25 protein-coding genes and 1 pseudogene are annotated in these 19,181 nt (G+C 72.4%); 8 read left to right on the top strand and 18 right to left on the bottom strand.

The window, feature by feature from the left end:
• Positions 1-6: 6 nt before the first annotated feature.
• Both AB0J08_RS17750 and AB0J08_RS17745 read left to right on the top strand, forming a co-directional pair.
• Entirely contained in the window at positions 7-1,122 is a 1,116-nt protein-coding gene (locus AB0J08_RS17750) for a glutamate--cysteine ligase (RefSeq protein ID WP_360634221.1), read from the top strand.
• A 1-nt stretch (position 1,123) separates the two neighbouring features.
• Positions 1,124-1,357 (top strand): annotated as a pseudogene (locus AB0J08_RS17745) (ornithine decarboxylase); the annotation flags it as partial.
• 90 nt (positions 1,358-1,447) lie between these two features.
• Here the strand turns inward: AB0J08_RS17745 and AB0J08_RS17740 are convergent.
• Positions 1,448-1,936: a hypothetical protein gene (locus tag AB0J08_RS17740; protein ID WP_360634218.1), complete on the bottom strand. Its 489-nt coding sequence runs from the start codon at positions 1,934-1,936 to the stop codon at positions 1,448-1,450.
• On the bottom strand, positions 1,933-4,407 hold the full coding sequence (locus AB0J08_RS17735) for a nitrate reductase (RefSeq protein ID WP_360634215.1): 2,475 nt from the start codon (positions 4,405-4,407) through the stop codon (positions 1,933-1,935). The genes AB0J08_RS17740 and AB0J08_RS17735 overlap by 4 nt, the downstream gene beginning before the upstream one ends.
• A gap of 396 nt (positions 4,408-4,803) precedes the next feature.
• Here AB0J08_RS17735 and AB0J08_RS17730 point away from each other — a divergent pair, with 396 nt between their 5' ends.
• Together AB0J08_RS17730 and AB0J08_RS17725 are read left to right on the top strand one after the other, a co-directional pair.
• The gene (locus tag AB0J08_RS17730) at positions 4,804-5,346 is read left to right on the top strand and encodes a type 1 glutamine amidotransferase domain-containing protein (protein WP_360634286.1); all 543 of its coding nucleotides are present in this window, start codon (positions 4,804-4,806) and stop codon (positions 5,344-5,346) included.
• A gap of 236 nt (positions 5,347-5,582) precedes the next feature.
• Complete coding sequence (locus tag AB0J08_RS17725; protein WP_360634212.1) at positions 5,583-5,801, top strand: DUF6296 family protein; 219 nt, start codon at positions 5,583-5,585, stop codon at positions 5,799-5,801.
• A gap of 59 nt (positions 5,802-5,860) precedes the next feature.
• Here AB0J08_RS17725 and AB0J08_RS17720 read toward each other — a convergent pair whose 3' ends face one another.
• Positions 5,861-6,370, bottom strand: coding sequence for a hypothetical protein (locus tag AB0J08_RS17720; RefSeq protein WP_360634210.1), 510 nt, complete (start codon positions 6,368-6,370; stop codon positions 5,861-5,863).
• A 251-nt stretch (positions 6,371-6,621) separates the two neighbouring features.
• Positions 6,622-7,182: a hemerythrin domain-containing protein gene (locus tag AB0J08_RS17715; RefSeq protein WP_360634207.1), complete on the bottom strand. Its 561-nt coding sequence runs from the start codon at positions 7,180-7,182 to the stop codon at positions 6,622-6,624.
• Between the two features lie 306 nt (positions 7,183-7,488).
• Between AB0J08_RS17715 and AB0J08_RS17710 the strand changes: the two genes are divergently transcribed.
• Complete coding sequence (locus AB0J08_RS17710) at positions 7,489-7,812, top strand: plasmid stabilization protein (protein WP_360634204.1); 324 nt, start codon at positions 7,489-7,491, stop codon at positions 7,810-7,812.
• Positions 7,813-7,849: 37 nt separating this feature from the next.
• Here the strand turns inward: AB0J08_RS17710 and AB0J08_RS17705 are convergent, their stop codons facing one another.
• The 14 genes from AB0J08_RS17705 to AB0J08_RS17640 form a co-directional block, all read right to left on the bottom strand.
• Positions 7,850-8,581, bottom strand: coding sequence for a metallophosphoesterase (locus tag AB0J08_RS17705; RefSeq protein WP_360634201.1), 732 nt, complete (start codon positions 8,579-8,581; stop codon positions 7,850-7,852).
• Positions 8,578-8,832, bottom strand: a complete 255-nt coding sequence (locus AB0J08_RS17700) for a hypothetical protein (protein ID WP_360634198.1) — start codon at positions 8,830-8,832, stop codon at positions 8,578-8,580. Before AB0J08_RS17700 ends, AB0J08_RS17705 begins: the two co-directional genes overlap by 4 nt.
• Positions 8,829-9,500 carry a nucleotidyltransferase family protein gene (locus tag AB0J08_RS17695; RefSeq protein WP_360634195.1) on the bottom strand — a complete coding sequence of 224 codons (672 nt, stop codon included), beginning with the start codon at positions 9,498-9,500 and terminating at the stop codon, positions 8,829-8,831. Before AB0J08_RS17695 ends, AB0J08_RS17700 begins: the two co-directional genes overlap by 4 nt.
• Positions 9,501-9,620: 120 nt before the next feature.
• The gene (locus AB0J08_RS17690; protein ID WP_360634192.1) at positions 9,621-10,301 is read right to left on the bottom strand and encodes an HAD family hydrolase; all 681 of its coding nucleotides are present in this window, start codon (positions 10,299-10,301) and stop codon (positions 9,621-9,623) included.
• 83 nt (positions 10,302-10,384) lie between these two features.
• Positions 10,385-11,344, bottom strand: a complete 960-nt coding sequence (locus AB0J08_RS17685; RefSeq protein WP_360634189.1) for a SigB/SigF/SigG family RNA polymerase sigma factor — start codon at positions 11,342-11,344, stop codon at positions 10,385-10,387.
• 395 nt (positions 11,345-11,739) lie between these two features.
• Positions 11,740-12,198: an ATP-binding protein gene (locus tag AB0J08_RS17680; protein WP_360634186.1), complete on the bottom strand. Its 459-nt coding sequence runs from the start codon at positions 12,196-12,198 to the stop codon at positions 11,740-11,742.
• 301 nt (positions 12,199-12,499) lie between these two features.
• The gene (locus AB0J08_RS17675; protein ID WP_360634183.1) at positions 12,500-12,904 is read right to left on the bottom strand and encodes a gas vesicle protein K; all 405 of its coding nucleotides are present in this window, start codon (positions 12,902-12,904) and stop codon (positions 12,500-12,502) included.
• Positions 12,901-13,137, bottom strand: coding sequence for a gas vesicle protein (locus tag AB0J08_RS17670; protein ID WP_360634180.1), 237 nt, complete (start codon positions 13,135-13,137; stop codon positions 12,901-12,903). Before AB0J08_RS17670 ends, AB0J08_RS17675 begins: the two co-directional genes overlap by 4 nt.
• On the bottom strand, positions 13,134-13,934 hold the full coding sequence (locus AB0J08_RS17665) for a GvpL/GvpF family gas vesicle protein (protein WP_360634177.1): 801 nt from the start codon (positions 13,932-13,934) through the stop codon (positions 13,134-13,136). Before AB0J08_RS17665 ends, AB0J08_RS17670 begins: the two co-directional genes overlap by 4 nt.
• A complete protein-coding gene (locus AB0J08_RS17660) occupies positions 13,931-14,410 on the bottom strand; it encodes a gas vesicle protein (RefSeq protein WP_360634174.1) in 480 nt (159 codons plus the stop codon). Before AB0J08_RS17660 ends, AB0J08_RS17665 begins: the two co-directional genes overlap by 4 nt.
• Positions 14,411-14,485: 75 nt before the next feature.
• Entirely contained in the window at positions 14,486-14,737 is a 252-nt protein-coding gene (locus tag AB0J08_RS17655; protein WP_360634171.1) for a gas vesicle protein GvpG, read from the bottom strand.
• An 11-nt stretch (positions 14,738-14,748) separates the two neighbouring features.
• Positions 14,749-15,462, bottom strand: a complete 714-nt coding sequence (locus AB0J08_RS17650) for a GvpL/GvpF family gas vesicle protein (protein ID WP_360634168.1) — start codon at positions 15,460-15,462, stop codon at positions 14,749-14,751.
• A gap of 1 nt (position 15,463) precedes the next feature.
• On the bottom strand, positions 15,464-15,904 hold the full coding sequence (locus tag AB0J08_RS17645) for a gas vesicle structural protein GvpA (protein WP_360634165.1): 441 nt from the start codon (positions 15,902-15,904) through the stop codon (positions 15,464-15,466).
• 72 nt (positions 15,905-15,976) lie between these two features.
• Positions 15,977-16,369, bottom strand: a complete 393-nt coding sequence (locus AB0J08_RS17640) for a gas vesicle protein (RefSeq protein WP_360634162.1) — start codon at positions 16,367-16,369, stop codon at positions 15,977-15,979.
• Between the two features lie 537 nt (positions 16,370-16,906).
• Between AB0J08_RS17640 and AB0J08_RS17635 the strand changes: the two genes are divergently transcribed.
• The 3 genes from AB0J08_RS17635 to AB0J08_RS17625 all read left to right on the top strand — a co-directional run bounded on the left by AB0J08_RS17635 (position 16,907) and on the right by AB0J08_RS17625 (position 19,091).
• Positions 16,907-17,740, top strand: a complete 834-nt coding sequence (locus AB0J08_RS17635; protein WP_360634159.1) for a histone protein — start codon at positions 16,907-16,909, stop codon at positions 17,738-17,740.
• Between the two features lie 3 nt (positions 17,741-17,743).
• Positions 17,744-18,856, top strand: coding sequence for an SRPBCC family protein (locus AB0J08_RS17630; protein ID WP_360634156.1), 1,113 nt, complete (start codon positions 17,744-17,746; stop codon positions 18,854-18,856).
• 61 nt (positions 18,857-18,917) lie between these two features.
• Positions 18,918-19,091 (top strand): CsbD family protein, encoded by a 174-nt coding sequence (locus AB0J08_RS17625; protein ID WP_360634153.1) that lies wholly within the window; start codon positions 18,918-18,920, stop codon positions 19,089-19,091.
• The last annotated feature ends 90 nt before the right edge of the window (positions 19,092-19,181 follow it).

The following is a 19,181-nucleotide window of genomic DNA, read 5'->3' as shown; positions in this document are numbered from 1 at the left end:
CCGGATATGGTCACCGTGGGTGTGGAGGAGGAGTACCTGCTCCTCGACGCTGCCACCGGTGTCCCCGTCGCCCGGGCCGAGCAGGTCCGGCAGACGGCTCACCTGCAGCCGGCGGTCGAGAAGGCCGAGGTGCAGCGCGAACTCCTCCAGGCCCAACTGGAGATCGCCACCCCGGTCTGCCGGACCCTGGAGGAGGTCGGCACCCACCTGGAGCGGCTGCGCCGCGCGCTCTCGGCAGCCGCCCGGGTGCACGGCTGCCGGCTCGCGGCCTGCGGCGCCGCACCCTTCGCCGACCGCCGGCCCGTACCGGTCAGCGACGCCCCCCGGTACCGTGCCATCCGCGCCGAGGCCCCCCAGCTGACGGACGAACAACTGATCACCGGCATGCACGTCCACGTCGGCGTACCGGACCGCGGTGCCGGCGTCGCCGTCCTCAACGGCCTGCGCCCCTGGCTGCCGCTGGTCGTCGCCCTGTCGGCCAACTCGCCCCTGTGGCACGGCGTCGACACCGGCTTCGCCAGCTGGCGGACGGTGGTCTTCGGCCGCTGGCCCGTCAGCGGGGTACCGCCGGAGTTCGACGGTGCCACGGACTACGACCACCGGATCCACAGCCTCGTCGAAACCGGCCTGATCGGCGACGTGGGCCAGCTCTACTGGCAGGTCAGGCTCTCCGAGCGCTACCCCACGGTGGAGATCAGGGCCATGGACGTCCAGCTCCGCGTCGACGAGGCGGTGATGCTGACCGGGCTGGTCCGGGCGGTCGCCACCACCCTCCTCATCGACCACGGCCGGCACCGTCCACGCCCCGGGCGGTGCCCCGCCCCCCGCCCCGAGGCGCTGGCCGCCGCGGTCTGGTACGCCGCCCGCCACGGCTGCACCGATCGGCTCTACGACCCCCTCACCGGCACGCTGGACGCCCCGCCGGCGGTCGTGGCCCGCATCCTCGACGTTCTCGGTCCCGCACTCGCCCGCAGCGGCGACACCTCCCGGGTGGAGCCCGCCCTGCGACGCCTCCTCCGGGACGGCAACGGCGCGGCCCGCCAGCGCCGGGAACTGCGCCGCGGCGGCCGGAACGGACTCGTCGGGCTCATCGGAGCCGTCGACGGGACGGCCGCCGGATGACGTGACGGACGGCGGCGCCACTCGCGCCCCGGCGGGCGGGGTCGGCAGCTGTTTCCGTCCTGGCCGGCGGGGCACGCGCCCGTCATGGACCAGTCCCAGGCGCCCGTACCGGAGGCCCTCGCGGCTGAGGCTGGATCAGGTCCTGCTCCCGCGGGCCGCGTTCTTCGGGTCCGTGGAGCGGGTGCCGATCGAGGAGGCCGAGGACCGGATCACCGCCGAGATGCTCACCCCCTACCCGCCCGGCACCCGGCACGGCGGCGGCGGGTCGGCGAGCGGCTCGGACGGCGCCGGCCCACGGCCTCCGTCGGTGGCCCGGAAGCGGGTGTCACGCGCTGGTGAGCAGTTGCGGGGACAGGGTCTGGATCATGGTGTTGGTCCAGCGCATCTGCCGCAGGGTCTGCGGGTGGCAGGCGGTGGCGAGTTCGAGCAGGCGGCTGTCGTTGCCGGCCTGGGCGGCCTGGGCGAGCATTTCCCAGTTCAGGGAGTTCTCGGTGGCGGCGAGGTGGAGGTCGCGCAGGCTGTGCAGGAGGAGCAGACCGGCTTCGGGGCGCCGGCCGAGGGCTTCGGCACTCGTCCGGGCCGCCGTCCACGGGCCGGGGCCCGGGGTGTCGGCGGGGCCGGGCAGGTCCAGGCCGTAGTGGCGGCCGGTGTCCGCGATCCGTTCGGTGTGTTCGTGGGACCAGCGGGCGATGTCGGTGGCGACGTGGCGGACCTCGTGGTCGGCGCGGTGGCGTTCGGCGGCGGCGAGCAGCGCGCGTTCCAGTCGCCGTTCGCCGTCGTACAGCGACTGCAGGGTGATCGAGATGCCGCTCACGGTCGGTCTCCTTCGGGGGCCGGAGTGGATTGGGTGGCGACGGCGGTCGGCCCTCCGGTCGTCGATGGGGCGGAGGACGGGTCGGCCGGGGCGGAGGCAGTGGTGGTGGGCGCCGGTGACACGGCGCCTTCAGCCCGCTCGATCAGCCTGAGGCGGGCGGCGGCGGTCTTGAACAGCGGCTGTTTGGAGACCGGGTCCCAGTCGTTGACGGTGCTCTCGTTGGCGGCGCGGCCGCCGGCCTCGCCGGGCCGGGGGCCTGCCGGGGTGTCCCAGTAGCCGTAGTGGAACGGCAGGAAGACCGTGCCGTCCCGGATGCCGGTGATCCGCAGGCGGCCGCGGACCGAGCCGCGCGGGCTGGCGACCTCGACGAGGTCGCCCTCGGCGACGCCGTGGCGCCGGGCTTCGGCGGGTGAGAGTTCCACCCACACGTCGGGGGCGGCGGCGTTCAGCTGGGGGGCGCGGCCGGTCTTGGTGCGGGTGTGGAAGTGGTAGAGGGTGCGTCCGGTGTTCAGCTGGAGGGGGTACTGCCGGGTGGTGTCCTCGTGCGGGGGCAGGTATTCGGCGGCCTTGATCACCGCCCTGCCGTGCGGGTTGAGTGCCCGGTACTCGGTCTCGGACACGGACGCGCCGGTCACCAGGTCCTTGCCGTAGGTCTCGCAGTCTTCCGGCGCCGCCCAGCTGATGCCGTGGGTGTAGAGCCGTTCGGTTCCGCCGGGTGCGTCCGGCGTGCAGGGCCACTGGATGCCGCTGCCGCCTCGGAGCTTTCGGTAGGTCAGGCCGGTGTAGTCGCAGGGCCGTCCGGCCGAGCAGCGTTTCCACGCCTCGAAGGCGGACTCGGCGTCGTGCCAGCCGACCAGTGGTGAGCCGTCCTTGTCGCGGAGGTCCATCCGGCGTGCGAAGTCGAGGAAGATGTCCAGGTCGGCCCGGGCTTCGCCAGGAGGGTCCACGGCCTTCTCGGACAGGTGGACGGTGCGGTCGGCGTTGGTGAACGTGCCGGTCTTCTCGCCCCAGGTCGCGGCCGGCAGCACCACGTCGGCCAGCTGCGCCGTCTCGGTCAGGAAGAGGTCCTGGACGACGGTGAACAGCTGCTCCTGTCCGAGGATCGACCGGATGCGGTGGAGGTCCGGCAGGGAGACGGCCGGGTTGGTGGCGCTGATCCACAGCATGCGGATCGACCCCTGCTCGGCGTAGCGGAACATCTGCATCGCGGGGGTGGGGGGTGCGTAGTGCGGGATCGCCGACGGGTCGACGTTCCAGACCCGGGCGAGATCGGCGACGTGCTGTTCGTTCTCCCAGTTGCGGAAGCCCGGCAGGTCGCCGTTGGCGCCGCACTCGCGGGTGTTCTGCGCCGTGGGTTGGCCGTTCATCTGCAGCACCCCGCAGCCGGGGCGGCCGAGCATGCCGCGAAGCAGGTGCAGGTTGTTGACCTGGACGGCTGCCGCCGTGGCCTGGTGGGACTGGTAGAAGCCCTGGAGCACGGTGGACAGCAACCGCTGGGCGCCGCCCAGGATTTCCGCGGCGTGCTCGATGTCCCGGGCCGGGACGTCGCAGATCCGTCCCGCCCACGCAGGTGTGCAGTCGGCGACCTTCTCGCGGAGTTCGTCGAAGCCGACGGTGTGGGGTTCGAGGTAGCCGTGGTCGATGCGGTCGGCGCGGATGATCTCGTGCAGCAGGGCGTTCATCAGGGCGACGTTGGTGCCCGAGCGGGGTGCGAGGTGGACGGTGGCGCTGCGGGCGACCGGGGTGGGGCGCGGGTCGACGCAGACCAGACGCGGCGGTTCGGCGCCGGCCAGCCGGTCGAGGACACGCATCCACAGCACCGGCTGGGTCTCCGCCATGTTGTGGCCGAACAGGGCGATGACATCGGCGTGGTCGACGTCCGTGCAGGAGCCGGGCTGGCCGTCGGAGCCGAAGGTCTGCTTCAGCGCCTCCGCGGCGGTCGCCGTGCACAGCCGGGTGTTGCCGTCCAGGTGGTTGGTGCCGATCCCGGCGCGGGCGATCACCGCCAGCGTGTAGTACTCCTCCAGGAACAATTGTCCGGTGGTGTAGAAGCCGATCGATCCCGGGCCGCGCTCGCGCAGCAGCCGCTGGGACTCGGTGACGACCCGGGCCATGGCGGTGTCCCAGTCGCACGCCACCAGCAGCCCGTCCCGGCGGACGAGGGGGCCGGTCAGCCGGTCCGGCGATCCGTTGGCCTGCCAGCCGAACAGGTCCTTGGGGCCGAGCCGGCCGTGGTTGACCCGGTCCCCGGACCGTCCGCGGACCCCGACGATCCGGCCGCCGCTCACCGCGATGTCCATCGCGTCGCCGTTGGAGTGCAGGAGCGACGCCGACTGCACCCACCGCTCCACCGCGGCCGCCTCCGTACCGGGGGCGAGGAACGTGTCCACCCGCACGGGCCACCGCTCGCCGGGGCCGAAGGGGGTGCGGTCCCCCCAGGGCTGCGCAATCCGGTCCACTGTGGGCTGCATCGCCGACCTCCCTGCTTACTTCCCGGGGTGAGGCGTGTGTCCGCGCCGCCGCGCGGACGCTCCCGTTCCGGCCGCGGGCGGCTGCGCCCCGTCTCATCGTGCGGGGCGCCGGAAGGGCTCGCGCGGCGGCGGGATACCGGAACCCCCGCGTGCTGGTCACCGGACGTCGCAGCCGGAATGGCCCGGACGAGCGCGCACACCGGCCCGACAGGCGGGCTCGCGACCGCCGTGGCAGCCTGTCGGTGTCCGGCACCCCGTGCCGGCCCGGGCGAGGCGGGCGGCCGGGCGGAGCCTCCTTCCCCCGCCGCCCGGCGCCGTGCCCCGCTTCCCGGCCGCCCGCGACCCGCGACCCGCTCACCTCACACCGAGGAATTGCTCATGATCACGCTGCAAGGCATGACCGTCGCGCTGCTCGTCGCCCCCGAAGGGGTCGAGCAGGTCGAGCTGACCGAACCTCGCCGGGCCGTTCTCGAAGCCGGGGGCGCGGCGTCGCTGCTGTCCACTCGCGAAGGCAGAATCCAGGCGTTCCACCACCTCGACCGGGGTGACACCTTCGCCGTCGACGCGGTGGTCGCCGACGCCGCCCCGGACGACTACGACGCCCTGATCCTTCCGGGCGGAGTGGCGAACCCCGACGCCCTGCGCCTGGACCCCGCCGCCGTCGGTTTCGTCCGATCGTTCTTCCGCGGGGGAAAGCCCGTCGCGGCCATCTGCCACGCCCCCTGGACCCTGATCGAGGCCGAGGTGGTGCGCGGGCGCAGCCTGACGTCCTGGCCCAGCCTGCGCACCGACCTCGTCAACGCGGGGGCACGGTGGGCCGACGAGCAGGTGGTCATCTGCCGGGACGGTCCGAGCGTCCTCGTGACCAGCCGCAAGCCGGACGACCTGCCCGCGTTCAACGAATCCCTGGTCACGGTCTTCGCCGCGCACGCACGCTGATCGGACACGGCTCGGACCGTACCGCTGGGCCCGGGCACGCGGTCTGTCCGGGCCCGCGATGATGAACGGCTCCGACAGCGTCGGCCGCCACAGAGCCCCTACCCGGTTCGCCGGTACTGACGCGTGCAGCACGCCACCGGCCGGTCTCAGGGCATTCGGCCGCGCCGGTAGGAGGAGAATGGAAGGCCCCCATCTCCTCGGTCGGTGCTGGCAGGCCGGCCGCGCGCGGAGTTCCCATGCACCAGACGTACGTGATCACGTTCCCCGGTCCCGTCGGCGCCCACGCCCTGCAGCGCCAGGTCACCGTCACCGCGACCGGTGACCTCAGCCCCCTCGGCAACCCCGTCTACAGTGACCCGGTCGGCGCCCTCCGGGTGGAGATCACCCCGGACGGGAATGCCTGCCTGCTGACCGCGGGCACCGACGCACCGTTGCACGCCCAGCCCCTCGACTGATCCCGCGCGGACACCCTGCCACCACACCGTCCGCGCGTGAGCGACGAGGCCCGGCGGTGTCACGCCCTCTCGGCGCCCGCCACGTTCAGCCTTTCCACGAGGTCGGCCCGGTGCAGAACGGCGACGGGCTCCAGCAGGTCCGGATGGCGCAGCAGGGCGGCGGCCTCGGTGTCGTGGGCGCCGGGGTCGGTGAGGCGTCGCAGGGCGCCGGTCTCGGCGTGGTGCTCGGTCGCGGCGAGAGCCTGGCGGGCGGGTGCGAGGAGGGCGGGATCGGCGAGCAGGCAGGCGGCCCAGCTGACGACGGTCTCGTCGACCCAGGTCCGCCAGGCGGCGTCGTCGGGATGGGCCTCGCAGCCGGTGAGCCAGTCCAGGCGGTCGGCTCCGCCGGGGCCGAGCAGCTCCAGGAGCTGGACGTCCATGGCGGTGGGGTAGCGCAGGCCGGCGGCGAGCGTGCTGGCCTGCCGGGCCTGGGTGTGGGCCAGCGCGCGGCTGAGCGCGCCCTCCGGCGGCGGGTAGGCGTTGAGGAGCCAGCGGGCGCTGGCGGCTATGACGGGTGTCAGGTCGGGCACGGCGATCCGTCCTCGGGGAAGGTGCTCGCCTGTGTCCGGTTGGGTTCGGGGCGCGAGCTGCGGGGATGCGGAGCCGCGCTGCCCCGCTCGTGGCCGACCAGTGTAGGCAGCTGTCCGCCGCCGGGTGCATGACCCGCGTCACGCCTGCCCGCTCGGGTGCTGGGGCCGGACCGGCCATGTGCGGTCCGGCCCCAGGGCGCCGCCCGCCCGCCGGCGGGCGGCGCGGGTCAGGCGGTCAGGAGGTCAGGAGATCAGGACTTGCCGCGGCCGGAGACGAAGTCGCGGGCCCGGTCGACCAGACCGACACCGGGGGCGAGCAGCTTGCTGGCCATCGGGCTGTCGGGTGCGGCGGGGTGCGGGCGGGTCGGGGCCATGGACTTGGCCCGGCGGACCTTGTTCCCGAGGTCGTTCAACTGCTCCGGGGTACAGGCCTGGCGCAGCATCGGGAAGAGGTTCACCTCCTCGTCCTGGACGTGGGCGGCGACCTCGTCCATGAGCTGCTGCAGCAGCGGGCTCATCCGCGGGTCGTCCGTTCCCGTGCTCTCCAGCTTCTTGAGGATCGTCTCGACCCGGGCGTGGTCGGCGGTCTCCTTGTCCGCGAGCCGGTCGCCGCCCTGGAGGTGTTCGCGCACCGCCGGGTAGAGGTACTGCTCCTCGGCGACGGAGTGGCGCACCAGCTCGATGGTGACCTCGTCGACGGCGTCCCGCAGCTGCTGGCCGCCGCCGGGCATCGCCTGGATACGGGCGAACATCTCCTCCACCTCCCGGTGGTCGGTCATCAGTTCGTCGATCACGTTTCCGCCGTGTGCCATGACGTGCCTGCCTCTCGTTGGTTCCGTTCAGGTCGGGCCTCTCCCGGCCACCTGGCAGTCGTTCCCGGGCAGGCGCGCGGGGTGAGCGTCGGCGAAGGCACCTCACCCGATCGGCGGCCGACCGCCGTCATGTCCACGGCCGTGGCCCCGAGACCGGAAGGCGGCCTCCGCATGCGGCCTGAGTCTTCGGGCCCGTTCCAGGGGGAGGTACGGGACGGCTCACCGACCGGATCCGCGCGGGCGGGCCCACGAGTCGGCCCTCGCGTTCCGGGTAGACGCCGAGGCGGACCGCGAGAAGGAGGAGCCATGCCTGCCGGTTCGAACAAGAAGCGTGAACGACAGTACGAACACATCAAGGACAGCGCCCTGGAGCGCGGGGAGAGCCAGAAGAGGGCCAAGGAGATCGCGGCCCGGACCGTGAACAAGGAACGGGCCCGGCACGGCGAGTCGAAGACCGCCAGCCGCTCCTCCACCCACGACACCTCCTCCTCCCGGCGCGGCGGACAGCGCTCGCACTCCGGCTCGCAGGGGCCGACGAAGGAGCAGCTGTACAACGAGGCCAAGCAGCGCAACATCCACGGCCGCTCGAAGATGAACAAGAAGGAACTTGCCAGCGCCCTCGGCCACTGACCCGGGCGCCGGCCACTGGCCCGGCCCGGCCCACAGTTCACGCCTGCGGTCGGTGCAGCCGGTAGACGGTGTACGCCCGCCCGATCACCGGCTGTGCCACGTTCCGGACGCGGACTCCGCAGGCGGTGAGGCCGCGTTCCGTCCCCAGATGGGCGTGGCCGTGCACGGCGAGGTCCGCACCGGCCTCGTCGATGGCCTCGGCCAGCAGGTAGCTGCCCAGGAAGGGGTAGATCTCGGGCGGCTCACCGGCCACTGTGGCGGGTACGGGCGCGAAGTGCAGAAGCGCGATCCGGACATCGCACCGCTGCGACGCCAGCTCGTCGAGCGCGCCGCGCAGACCGTCGGCGCAGGTACGGGTGTGACGGATGAAGGCCTTCATCTCCGGCTCGCCGAACTCGCCGCCGCTACCACCGGCGAAGCCACCGCCGAAGCCCTTCGTTCCCGCGACGCCGACCAGCGTGGCATCCACCCGGACGGTCGTCGCGCTCCGTTCCAGCACCCGGATGCCGCGTTCGCCGAGGATCCCGGTGACCTCCTCGGGCCGGCCGGCGTCGTAGTCGTGGTTGCCGAGCACCGCGATCACCGGGACGCCCAGCCCCTCGAACTCCTCGGCCACCACGGCCGCCTCCTCCGGAGTGCCGTGGCGGGTCAGGTCGCCGGCGAGCAGCAGGACGTCCGCCCGGTCTTCGAGGTGGGCGAACGACGGGCGCAGCAGTCCCCGGCTGTCGGGACCGAGGTGGATGTCCCCGACGGCGGCGACGCGGATCATGTCAGGTCCTCGGCGGTGACGGGCGGCCGGACGTCGGCGAGCACGATGTCGGTGTGGACGGCCAGCCCGGCCAGCGCGTCGGCGAGGATGCGTTCCACCGCCGCCCGCCGCTGCTCCGTGGCCACGGTGCCGTAGACGGCGACGTGGCCGCCGTGCAGTTCGATCCGCAGCCCGAGTTCGCCGATCTCGTCGCCCGCGAGGCGATCGCGCAGGTGGGCGATCCGGTACTCGGTGTCGTCGACGGCGGTCATCGCCGGGCCTCCTCGCGGTCGGCTTCCTCGGGGGCGGCTTCCTGCGGCTCGATCACCTGGAGCCGTTCCAGCAGGAAGAGGAACGCGGCGGGCATCGGTGCGTCACCGCGCTCGGCCCGGACCCGCCGCCAGTCGACCTTCTCGCGCAGCGGCCGGACCACCGAGAGCACGGCGCCGAAGTCGCAGTGGTGTTCCGAGAAGGCCGCCAGCAGGCTGCTGACCAGGTCGGTGGCGGAGAGCACCGGCATGTGGACGGAGTCGACGGGCAGCACCTCGGCCCGGTCGAGCAACTCGGTGGTGACGGGGCGCTTGGCCAGTTCCAGGATGAGGTCGACGTCCTGGCCGAGGCAGCGGGCCTTGATCAGCCAGTCCTCCGGCGGCAGGTAGACCTGAAGTCCGGCTTGGCGCAGGGTGCGGGTGACGTCGTCCGCGTCCTCCCGTCTGATGCAGAAGTCGGCGTCGTGCTGGAGCCGGACGACCGCGCCGTGGGCGTAGGCGGCGACACCGCCGGCCAAGGCGAAGGGGTGGCCCTTGGTCTTGAGGAGGGAGCCCATCTGCTTGGCCGCCTCCAGGATGGCCTGGGTGCGGTCGGGCGGCAGTCCGTCGTCGCCGCGCAGACGCGACCCGTCCGCCTGGAGGTGCGGGACCGTCGTGCTCTCCTGGCCCATGGCGACCTCCTCGGCGGTCGGATCCCGGGGGAACGCTGCGGCGGGTACCCCGGGCTGCCCGGGTTCACTCGGCCGTTCCAGCGCGACAGGGCGGGGCGCGGGTCAGGGAGCAGCCCGGCTTCAGGCCTCAGCCCGGGGCCTGGAGAGCAGGCTCCCGTCCAGGCTTTCCAGCAGTGCGGCGGTGTCCCGGTGGATCTCGGCCGCGCCGGCGCCGAGCAGTTCCTGGGCGGCGAAGCCGCCGCTCTCCACGGCGACGCACGGGACGTGGGCCCGCTCGGCCGCGATCACGTCCCAGACGGTGTCCCCGACGAACACCACGTGCTCTGCCTCTCCACCGGCGCGGTCGATGGCGGCCCGCACGAGGTCCGGTGCGGGCTTGGTCGTGTCGACGTCGTCCGCCGTGGTCACGGCCGTGATCACGTCATCGGCCCCGAGCGCGCCGCGCAGGACCGTCAGTTCGCGTCCTGAGGCGGAGCTGGCCAGGACGACCTGCCAGCCTCGGTCCGCGCAGGCGCGTAGGAGCTCCGGGGCCCCGGGCAACGGCTGGATCACTGGCCAGAAGCGGGCGTAGAGCGCGTCGTGGGCGCCGGTGATCGCCGGATCGTCGTCGCGGTCGCGGTCGGTGCCGAGCAGGTGGTCGAGCAGTTGGTCGGCGCCCATGCCCACGGACCGGTGGACCCGGGAGGCGGGGACCGTCCGCTGGTACTGGCGCAGGGCCTCCCACCAGGCCAGCGTGTGGAAGTACGTGGTGTCGAGCAGGGTCCCGTCGACATCGAACAGTGCGGCCGCGGTGCTTCTCATGGGTGCGTCCTCCTCATGACGTGGTCGATGACCCCGGCGGCGCGGCTGTCCGCCGTCGGTCCGGAGAGGCCCGGAGAGCGGCGTCAGCCCGGGGCCTCCGGCGGGAGCGGGCCCGACGGGTCGGACTCCGCGGAGGGGACCGGTCCGTCGGGCCCGTCCACCCGTTCCGGGGCCGCCCGGTCCTCCAGTTGTTCGCGCAGGCGCGCGAGAGTGGTGCTGAGCAGCCGCGAGACGTGCATCTGGGAAACGCCGATGCTGTCGGCGATCTCCGACTGCGTCCGGCCTTCCCAGAACCGAAGCCTGAGTACGGTCTGCTCGCGGCGCGGCAGTCGGGACAGCAGTGGGCGCACGGCGGCGCGGAACTCGGCGAGTTCGATGCCCGGGTCGCAGGCGCCGAGCCGGTCGAGCATGGCGTTGCCGCTCAGGCCGCTGTCCTGGTCGCGCAGTGCGTCCAGTGAGTCGGGCCGGTAGACCCGGCCGGCGATCAGCCCCTCGATCACCTGCTCCTCGGTCAGGCCGAGGTCCGCCGCGATCTCGTCGGGGTGCGGGAGGCGGCCGAGGAGCTGTTCGAGCCGATCGGAGCCCCGGGCCACGGTCAGGTAGAGCTCCTGCATGCTGCGCGGGACGCGCACCACCCACGAGGTGTCGCGGAAGAACCGCTTGATCTCGCCCGCGATGGTGGGGATGGCATAGGTGACGAAGGCGACGCCGCGCTGCGGGTCGTAGCCGTCGACGGCCTTGATCAGGCCGATGGTCCCCACCTGGAGGATGTCGTCCATGTCCTCGGCACGGTGGCGGAAACGGCCCGCGATGAAGCGGACCAGTGCCATGTTGAGTTCGATGAGGGTGCCGCGCACGTAACTGTAGGAGTGGCTCTCCCGGGCGAGCCCGGTCAGACGTTCGAAGAGCGCGTCGCTGAGTTCCCGAGCCTCCGACGTGTCCATGGTGCGCAGCTGCGCCTCGGTCGGGCGCGGTGGCACGTCGGGCGGGAGGTCGGACGGCGGCGTGACCGTCCGGCCGGCAGGAAGACCGGTTTCCAGCATGGGGGACACGGTTGCCTCCTGGGGAGGAGGAACGCCTCGGCCTGCGGGGGCGTGCCGCGGCTTCGTCAGTGGACCTGTGCCCGGCTACTTCACGCGGTGGTCCCGGTGACACCCGATCGGCGTGCGAAGGCCGGCACGGTGACCGCCTCATTCGTGTGCTACCCGATACACGACATCTCATTCATATGTTCCCGTGGTTCGTCCGTTCCCCGGGTAGCCGGCTCACCGGCTCACCGGCCGGGCCGGGGCCGCGAGACGGACCCGCGCCGTGCGCCTGCCCGTCCTGGCCGCGGGCAATCGCGCACCCGGGGGGGCGGGTCCGGCCAGGACGGCCGCGGCAGTCCGCGCGGGGCGGACGCCGGACGCCGGCGGGGCGGGGACACGGTGGCGACGCGTCACCGCACCGCGTGCCGGCCGAGCGGGGAGGGCACCTCCAGCCAGACCAGCTTTCCCGTGCCCTCCGGCAGCGAGCCCCAGGCCCGCGCGAGCCGGTCCACCACGCGCAGACCGTGTCCGCCGGGCCGCCCCGGGTCGGCATGGAGCACCGGGCGCGGCGGCTCCGGGCTGGCGTCCGTGACCTCCACCCGCAGCAGCGTGCCGTCCCAGCTCAGCCGCAGCTCCGTCGGGCCTCCGGGGGTGTGCAGGCACGCGTTGGCCACCAGCTCGGAGACCATCAGCAGGACGTCGTCCGCCGCCGCCAGTTGTTCCTCGTCGAAGGCGGGCAGCCAGTGCCACTCGACCAGGGCGTGCCGGCTGAAGTCGCGGGAACGCTGGACGGCGCCCGGGCTGTCGTCCAGCACCAGCCGTCTGGTCTGCCACGCGCCGCTCGGCGGCCGCTCGTAAGGAACGGACATCCCACAGCCTCACTCGGCGCCGGAGAGGTCACCTCGGTCCCGGGCCATCCGGCCGTGGCCCGGCCGCACACAGGGAGCGAGCCCGGCATCGGCCGGGGTGGCCGGGTGGCCTTCCATCGCCCGAACCCGGCGTGTGCCCGGGGAGGGCCTCGTTACACGCGTCCGTGGAACGGACCAGGCCGTACCCGTGCGGGAAGAGGCACGGTAGGCACCGACGGACAGTGGACGAGTGCCGGTGTACGGCACCGGACGTCCGCGCGGTGTCCCACTGGGCGGACCGGGGCGCGGGTTCGAGCGCGACCTAGTCGGAGGGCGGTAGCAGGTTCCCCAGGGGCCCCAGATCCAGGTTGAGGTCCTCCATGGTCAGGCCGTAGCGGCTGCAGAGTTCGCCCATGCGGTCGTGAAGGGCCATCAGTGTCGCGCCGAGCGCCTCCTCCTGTTCTTCGGTGAGGTCACCGGCGTCGACGCGGTGGAGGGCCTGCCGCTCCATGAGCTGACGCAGCAGTTCGACGATCGTGAGGACGAGCTTCATCAGGTCCCGCTCGACCGTCTCCGGGTTGGTGGAGAGCCTCTGCGGCCGCCCCGGTGATGTGCCCTGCCCTTCGTGCTGCCCCTGCGATGTCGCGGGCAGAAGGCGGAAGGCCCGGGCGGCCGCTTCAGCGACCTCGTCGAATCGGTCGGGGGGCCGGCGGGGGTCACCGGTCATGGCGGTTCCCCGCCTGGTGGAACGCTGATCGTGCGAGCGGAGGGGTTCTGTTCGCCGACGGAGAGGATGAGCGCGCGCAGGGAGATCCGGACGAGATCGATGTCCGCGATGGACAGGACGAGGTCGCCGGTGAGGACCACCCCGCCGCTGAGCAGCCGGTCCAGCAGGTCGATGAGGGCGGCCCGGCGTTGCGGCGCGGGCGCACCGGACGGTGTGCCGGGGGCTCCGTTCATGGTGCGGTCTCCCCGGCCGGGCCCGGGGCGGCGAAGGAGTAGGGAGCCCATGGCCCGGTGACGACGACGCGCACCCCGGTCAGGCCGTCGGTCGAGTTCAGCACGTCGGCCCGGAACGCTTCGGCGTGGTCCAGCGGCACGAGGTAGGCGTCGTTCATGACGTTCACGCCCGGTTCGAGCGCCAGCTCGCCTTGCTGCACCCGGTGCCGGGCACGGCCGGCGCCGTGCTCGCGGGCCGCCGCCCCGATCCGCTCGGCCGCTTCCTCGGCGGCGCGGAAGGCGTCGTGCTGCGACTCCTGCTCGGCCCGGCGCCGGTGCAGGTACGCGCGCCCGGGGCTGAGGTCCGGCGCTCGGGACGGCGCCGCCTGCGAGGCGGCCGGAGCCTCGACGTACAGCTTGACTCCCCACTCCACGTGCTCGGCCAGGCGGGACAGCTGGTCCAGGAAGGCGCCTTGCCCGTCGTCGAGCACGCTCCGTACCCGGTCGTCGTCGAGGTACACCGTTGCCAGGCGCAGTGGGAGAACGGTGGTGCACCTGGCGATGGCCTCGATCACGCCGTGGTGGGAGCGGGCGAGTGCTTCGAGCCAGGGGAGGTCCTCCAGATGGGCGGCGAGCGCGGCCTGGTCGAAGTCCTCGGCCGGCACGGGGCTCACGGCGGCCACGGGGTCCCCGCCGCGGGTCGGGCGCACCAGGTGTACCGGCTCGCGGAGGACTCCGGTGAGGCCGTCCAGGGCACTCCGCAGGCCGGGCGCGTCCTGTGCCACGGCGTAGGCGTAGGCGAGTGACCGGGCGGTCATGCTTCACCCCGCCGCGTGGCGGACCGGGTCGCGGGTTCTGCTCGCTTCGGGCGGGCCGGACGGCGGGGGGCCGCCGCGTTCTCCGCCGTGCCTTCGGTGGGTGGCAGCGCGGCGGGGTCGGCACGCAGGGCACTGAGCTCTTCGCGCAGGCGCCGGTTCTCCTCGATCTGCTCCCGCAGGAGCCGGTTCTCCTCCTCCAGGGACGGGGCGCTGCCCGCTCGGGAGGAGAGCGAAGGATCGTGTTCCCACCAGTCGATACCCATCTCCTTCGCCTTGTCCACCGAGGCGATCAGCAGGCGGAGCTTGATCGTGAGCAGTTCGATGTCCAGGAGGTTGATCTGGATGTCGCCGGCGATGACGATGCCCTTGTCGAGGACGCGTTCCAGGATGTCCGCGAGGCTGGCGGAGGACTGGCCGTACGGCGGCGCGGATCTGGAGGGGAGGGGGCCGAGGCGGTTGGCGATGGGGTCTGTCACGGCTCGACCTCGTTTCGCTGGCGGGTGCGGCGGGTGCGGCGGGTGCGGCGGGTGCCGCAGGTGCGGCGGGCGCGCTTACGGGGCGCCGCGTTGCCTGTGGGCGCTTATCTCGTCGAGCCGGTCGAGGAGTTCGTCCTCGCGGCGGTCGAAGGTCTCCTCGTCGATTTCTCCGGCCAGGAGTGCCCTTTCGAGTTCGGCGAGTTCCCGTTCGACCGGCGCGGGATCGTAGTACTCGTCCTCCGCCGCCTCGACCACACGCTCCAGGACCCACACGGTGGCGCGCACCGGTGCGAGCGGGAGGGTGATGAGCTGGGTGAGCAGGCCCACGGGGTGCCTCCCTAGACGAAGCTGTAGGGCGGCAGCGGACCGTAGAGGCGGAAGTCGAACTCCTGGCCCAGTTCGTGGGTGAGGCCCTTCTCCGCGGCGAGGAAGACCTGCCGGTGTTCGTCGTCCACGAGGAAGGAGATGTTCAGGAAGTCGTCGCCGGTCGGCTCGGAGACCCGCTCCTGCCGGGTGTGGGGGCGCAGTGCCTCGACGACGCCGGAAGCCAGGGCCTGGTGGCGGGCCAGGACTTCGTGGGCGACGAGTTCACCCAGGGCGAGTGGCAGTTCCGGTCTGGTGCTGCCGGCCCTGATCTCGTCGTTGAGCCGTCTGGCCTCGGGTGTCTCCTGAAGGATCCGGCGCAGCAGCACCTCCTCGTCGATGGCCGCCTTGACGTGGTATTCGGCGCACCCCTCCAGCGCCGTCAGGCGCTGGGTGTACTCCTCCCGGCGCTCCGTGAGCACGGCGCGTACGGCGTCGTCGTCGGGCGCGGTGAAGCCGAAGCGCAAGGGCAGGACGGGGCCGGCGGCCATGAGGCGCTCCTGGACGGCCTGGTGGGCCACGAGGTCGCGCCGCTTGGACCGGAGCCCTTCGGGTGCGTCGCTGACCACTGCGCACAGCGGTCCCGCGCACACGGTACGCAGCTCCGCAGGGGTTTCCCCCACCCCGGTCAGGCCGTGGAGGTCGGGGGCGTGCGGGGCAGCGGTGATCGAGTAGACGTAGACGGCCACGTCATTCCTCCCGTCGCCTGGTGGGCCGTCGAGTGGGTCGGGCCCGCTTCGGCTCGGCCTCCTCTTCCTCCGTGTCGTCCTTGTCGCGTCCCAGGTGGAGGGAGTCGGTGACGGCCTCGACGGCGCCGGTGAGCGCGCCCTTGCTCTTGCCGCGCGCCCCGCTCTCGGTCGCCTCGCCGACGATGTCGGTGAGCTGCGTCGGCGCCTTGCGCCCGGATTCCAGGTCCAGGCGGTTGCACGCTTCGGCGAACCGGAGGTAGGTGTCGACGCTGGCGACGACGATCCGGATATCGATCTTGAGGATCTCGATCCCGACCAGCGACACCCGGACGAAGACATCGATGACCAGTCCGCGGTCCAGGATCAGTTCGAGGATGTCGTAGAGGTTCCCGGTGTTTCCGCTGCGGGACACGCTGGCTGTGCTTTGCGGCACCACAGTCACGGTGCCTCCCTTCGCCGGTCCGCCGTCGCGGTGGGGGAGCGGTCGGCTCCGCTGCGAAGCGGCGGTGTGTGTTCAGGGGCGGGGGTCGATCTGACCGCGGGTGTATCGGCGGATCCGCTCGTACGCCACCAGTTCGCCCTCCTCGTCGAGTGACACCCGGTAACTGGCCATCACGCTGGTCGTCTCGGGAATGCGTTCCAGTTCCACCACCTCCACGTCGGCGCGCCACCCGTCCTCGGTGGGCTTGAGTGCCGAAACCGACTCGGGCACCCGGCCCAGGAGTTGGCCGAGCTGTTCGGCGGCGTAGCTGATGGCCTGCGGGGCCGAGACACGGCGGGGGCGCCGCCTCGCCGCGCCCGCCTCGCCCGTCGCGCGGCGACCGGCGGAGCCGGTGCGGGCGGGGGGCGGATCCGCGGGGGCGGATCGACGCTCCCTGACGCCGTTCTCTCGCTTCTCTGGGGCCATCTTCCCTCTCCGGAATCGGAGGTGACGTACCAGGTTGAGTGGATTTGGAGCTTATTTCATGATAGACGGCATTCTCCGCCGGGTGGCGTGGTCGGCCGCCCCCGGCCGGTCCGCAGGGTTGCGAGGCGATGAACTCGGTGCGACCCCAAGGCTGTTGGCGGTGCGGCCCCGGCAGCGCGCCGGTCTGCGGAGGCCGGGGGCGTCCGGATGGGCCGGTGGCCACGTGGCGCGCAGTTTCGTGTCTGGCCAGACTGGACATACGGAGTGCTGGTACGAACATCGGGCCGGGACTCGTGGTCGCAAGCGGACCGGCAGATGGGCGGGCATCGCGCATGTGCCAGTGCGAGAGCGGACACCGCCCGCGTCCCGGCTCCACCGATCGCGGTTGTGGCCTGCGGCAGACGTCGCCCCCACGCTGTGCGGTCGATTTCGCCCGCCTCGGGTGGTGGGAGATCTTGACGATGGCGCCGCGGTCATCGACAGGCCGCCCGCGTCGCCGGGCCACGCGGTCAGGGCGGGCGCCGGAAGGGATGACCCATGAAGGACACCACCAAAGCGGCTCTGGCGGCGGCGGTCGCCGGGGGATACGTGCTGGGCCGCGCGAAGAAGGGACGGCTCGCATTCGCCGCCGCGACGTATCTCGCGGGCAGGCGGTTCGGGCTGGATCCGCGCCGGCTCGCCACCGAGGGACTGCGGCGGCTCACCGAGATGCCGCAGGTCGCCGAGCTGAACGAGCAGGTCCGGGGCGAGCTTCTCGACGCCGGTAAGCGCGCGGTGGCCGCCGCGGCCGACCGGCGGATCGGCGAGTTCGCGGACACCCTGCGGGAGCGCACCCTGAGCGTCGGCAAGCCGAAGGAGGCCGAACCGGACGAGGAGGAGGACGAGGAGCCGTACGACGCGGAGGAACCGGAGGAGGCGGACGAGGAGGAGGAGCCCGAGGAGGCGGACGAGGAGGAGCCCGAGGGAGAGGAGCCCGAGGAGGCCGAGGCCGAGGAGGCACCGCAGCGCGAGCGCGCACCGCGCCGCCGCCGGACTGCCGCCGCCACCGACGAACGACCGAGCTCCCGCGCCTCCCGGGCGGCACCCAAGGCCGCGTCGAGGTCCTCCGCCGAGCGCAAGCCCGCCAAGAAGTCCGCAGCTCCGGCGAAGAAGACCGCCCCGGCCGCGAAGAAGTCCCCCTCGAAGACGGCCCCGCCTGCCAAGCGGTCGTCGACCCGCTCGACCCCGTCGAAGGCCACCGCCGGCAGGGCCCCGGGCAAGAAGGCGGCCGCGCCCGCGAAGAAGACTGCAGCGAAGAAGACCGCAGCGAAGAAGACCGCGGCCAACAAGACGGCCGCCTCATCCTCCACGCGGCCCTCCCGGCGGAGGTAGGTCATGGCCAGGACGGAAGAGAAGCCCCCCGAGGTATCGGGTGTCGATCGGCTCAAGGAAGAAGCCGTCCACTACCTGGGCGCCCAGGTGGAGCACCTGGTCGGGAAGGCCGGCGACAAGGTGGCCGACATCGCCGGCCAGCTGGGCGAGGTGGCGGAGAACGGCGGCGTGTTGCCCAAAGTGGGCGCCCGGGTTCTGCAGGGCGACTCACCGGCCGCGGCGTTCCTCGGTGAGAAGGCGAAGAGCATCAAGGACGACGTCGTCGACAAGGTCAAGGGAGCCTTCGGCAGGGGAAAGGCCGGACGCAAGGCCGGCAAGAAGGTCATGAACATCGTCGAGACGCTCGACGTCGGCGTGCCGGTACGGACCGCGTACGACCACTGGACCCAGTACGAGGACTTCAGCGGCTTCGCCAAGGGTGTCCAGGACGTCTCGCAGGGCGACGAGGTGACCACCGACTGGAAGGTCAAGGTCGGACCGTCCAAGCGCAGCTTCAAGGCGACGGTCCAGGAGCAGATTCCGGACGAGCGAATCGTCTGGTCCTCGTCGGGGGCCAAGGGCAGCACCCGCGGGGCCGTGAGTTTCCACGAGATCACTCCGACCCTGACGCGCATCGTGCTGGTCGTCGAGTACTACCCCTCGGGCCTGTTCGAGAAGACCGGGAACATCTGGCGCGCCCAGGGCCGCCGCCTGCGGCTGGACTTCAAGAACTTCCAGCGGCACGTCTCCCTCACCAACGACGAGGCCGAGGGGTGGCGCGGCGAGATCCGCGACGGCGAGGTCGTCCGCACCCACGACGAAGCCGTGGAGGAGGAACAGGCGGCCGAGAACGAGCACCAGGACGAGGAACCCGAAGGCGAGGACTACGAGGACTACGGGGACGAGGAACCGGAGGAGGGCGAGGAGTACGACGGTGCGGAGGCCGAGGACGAAGCGTACGACGCGGAGGAGCCCGAGGACGAGGAGTACGAGGACGCCGGAGCCGACGAGGAGGAGTTCGAGGAGAACGAGGACGAGCCCGAGTATGCGGACGAGGCCGAGGACGAGGCCGAGGACGAATACGAGGACGAGGACGAGGACGAATACGAGGAGGAGCGCGGCCCGCGGACACGATGAATGAATGGCGCCAAATCGGGCAACCGCAGGGTGACGCACCGATCCGGAACAGGAGAACGCCATGAGTGCGGGCAAGAAGATCAAGCACACCGCAGAGACAGTCGAGGGCAAGGTCAAGGAGGCGACCGGGAAGGCCGTGGGAAACGAGAGTCTCGTCGTCAAGGGCAAGGCCAAGCAGGCCAAGGGCGACATGGCCCAGGCCGGCCAGAAGGCCAAGGACGCTCTGAAGCACTAGCGGCGTACCTCATGGGGCCTGGGCGGTTTGTTCCGTTGCGTCGAACCGGTGGTCGGCACCCCGTGCGGGTGTCGGCACCGGGAGGAGGTG

This window comes from Kitasatospora sp. NPDC050463 (genome assembly GCF_040655255.1).
GTDB lineage: Bacteria > Actinomycetota > Actinomycetes > Streptomycetales > Streptomycetaceae > Kitasatospora.
The sequence above is the reverse complement of the archived record's forward strand: the minus strand, read 5'-3'. Positions and strand labels throughout refer to the sequence as shown.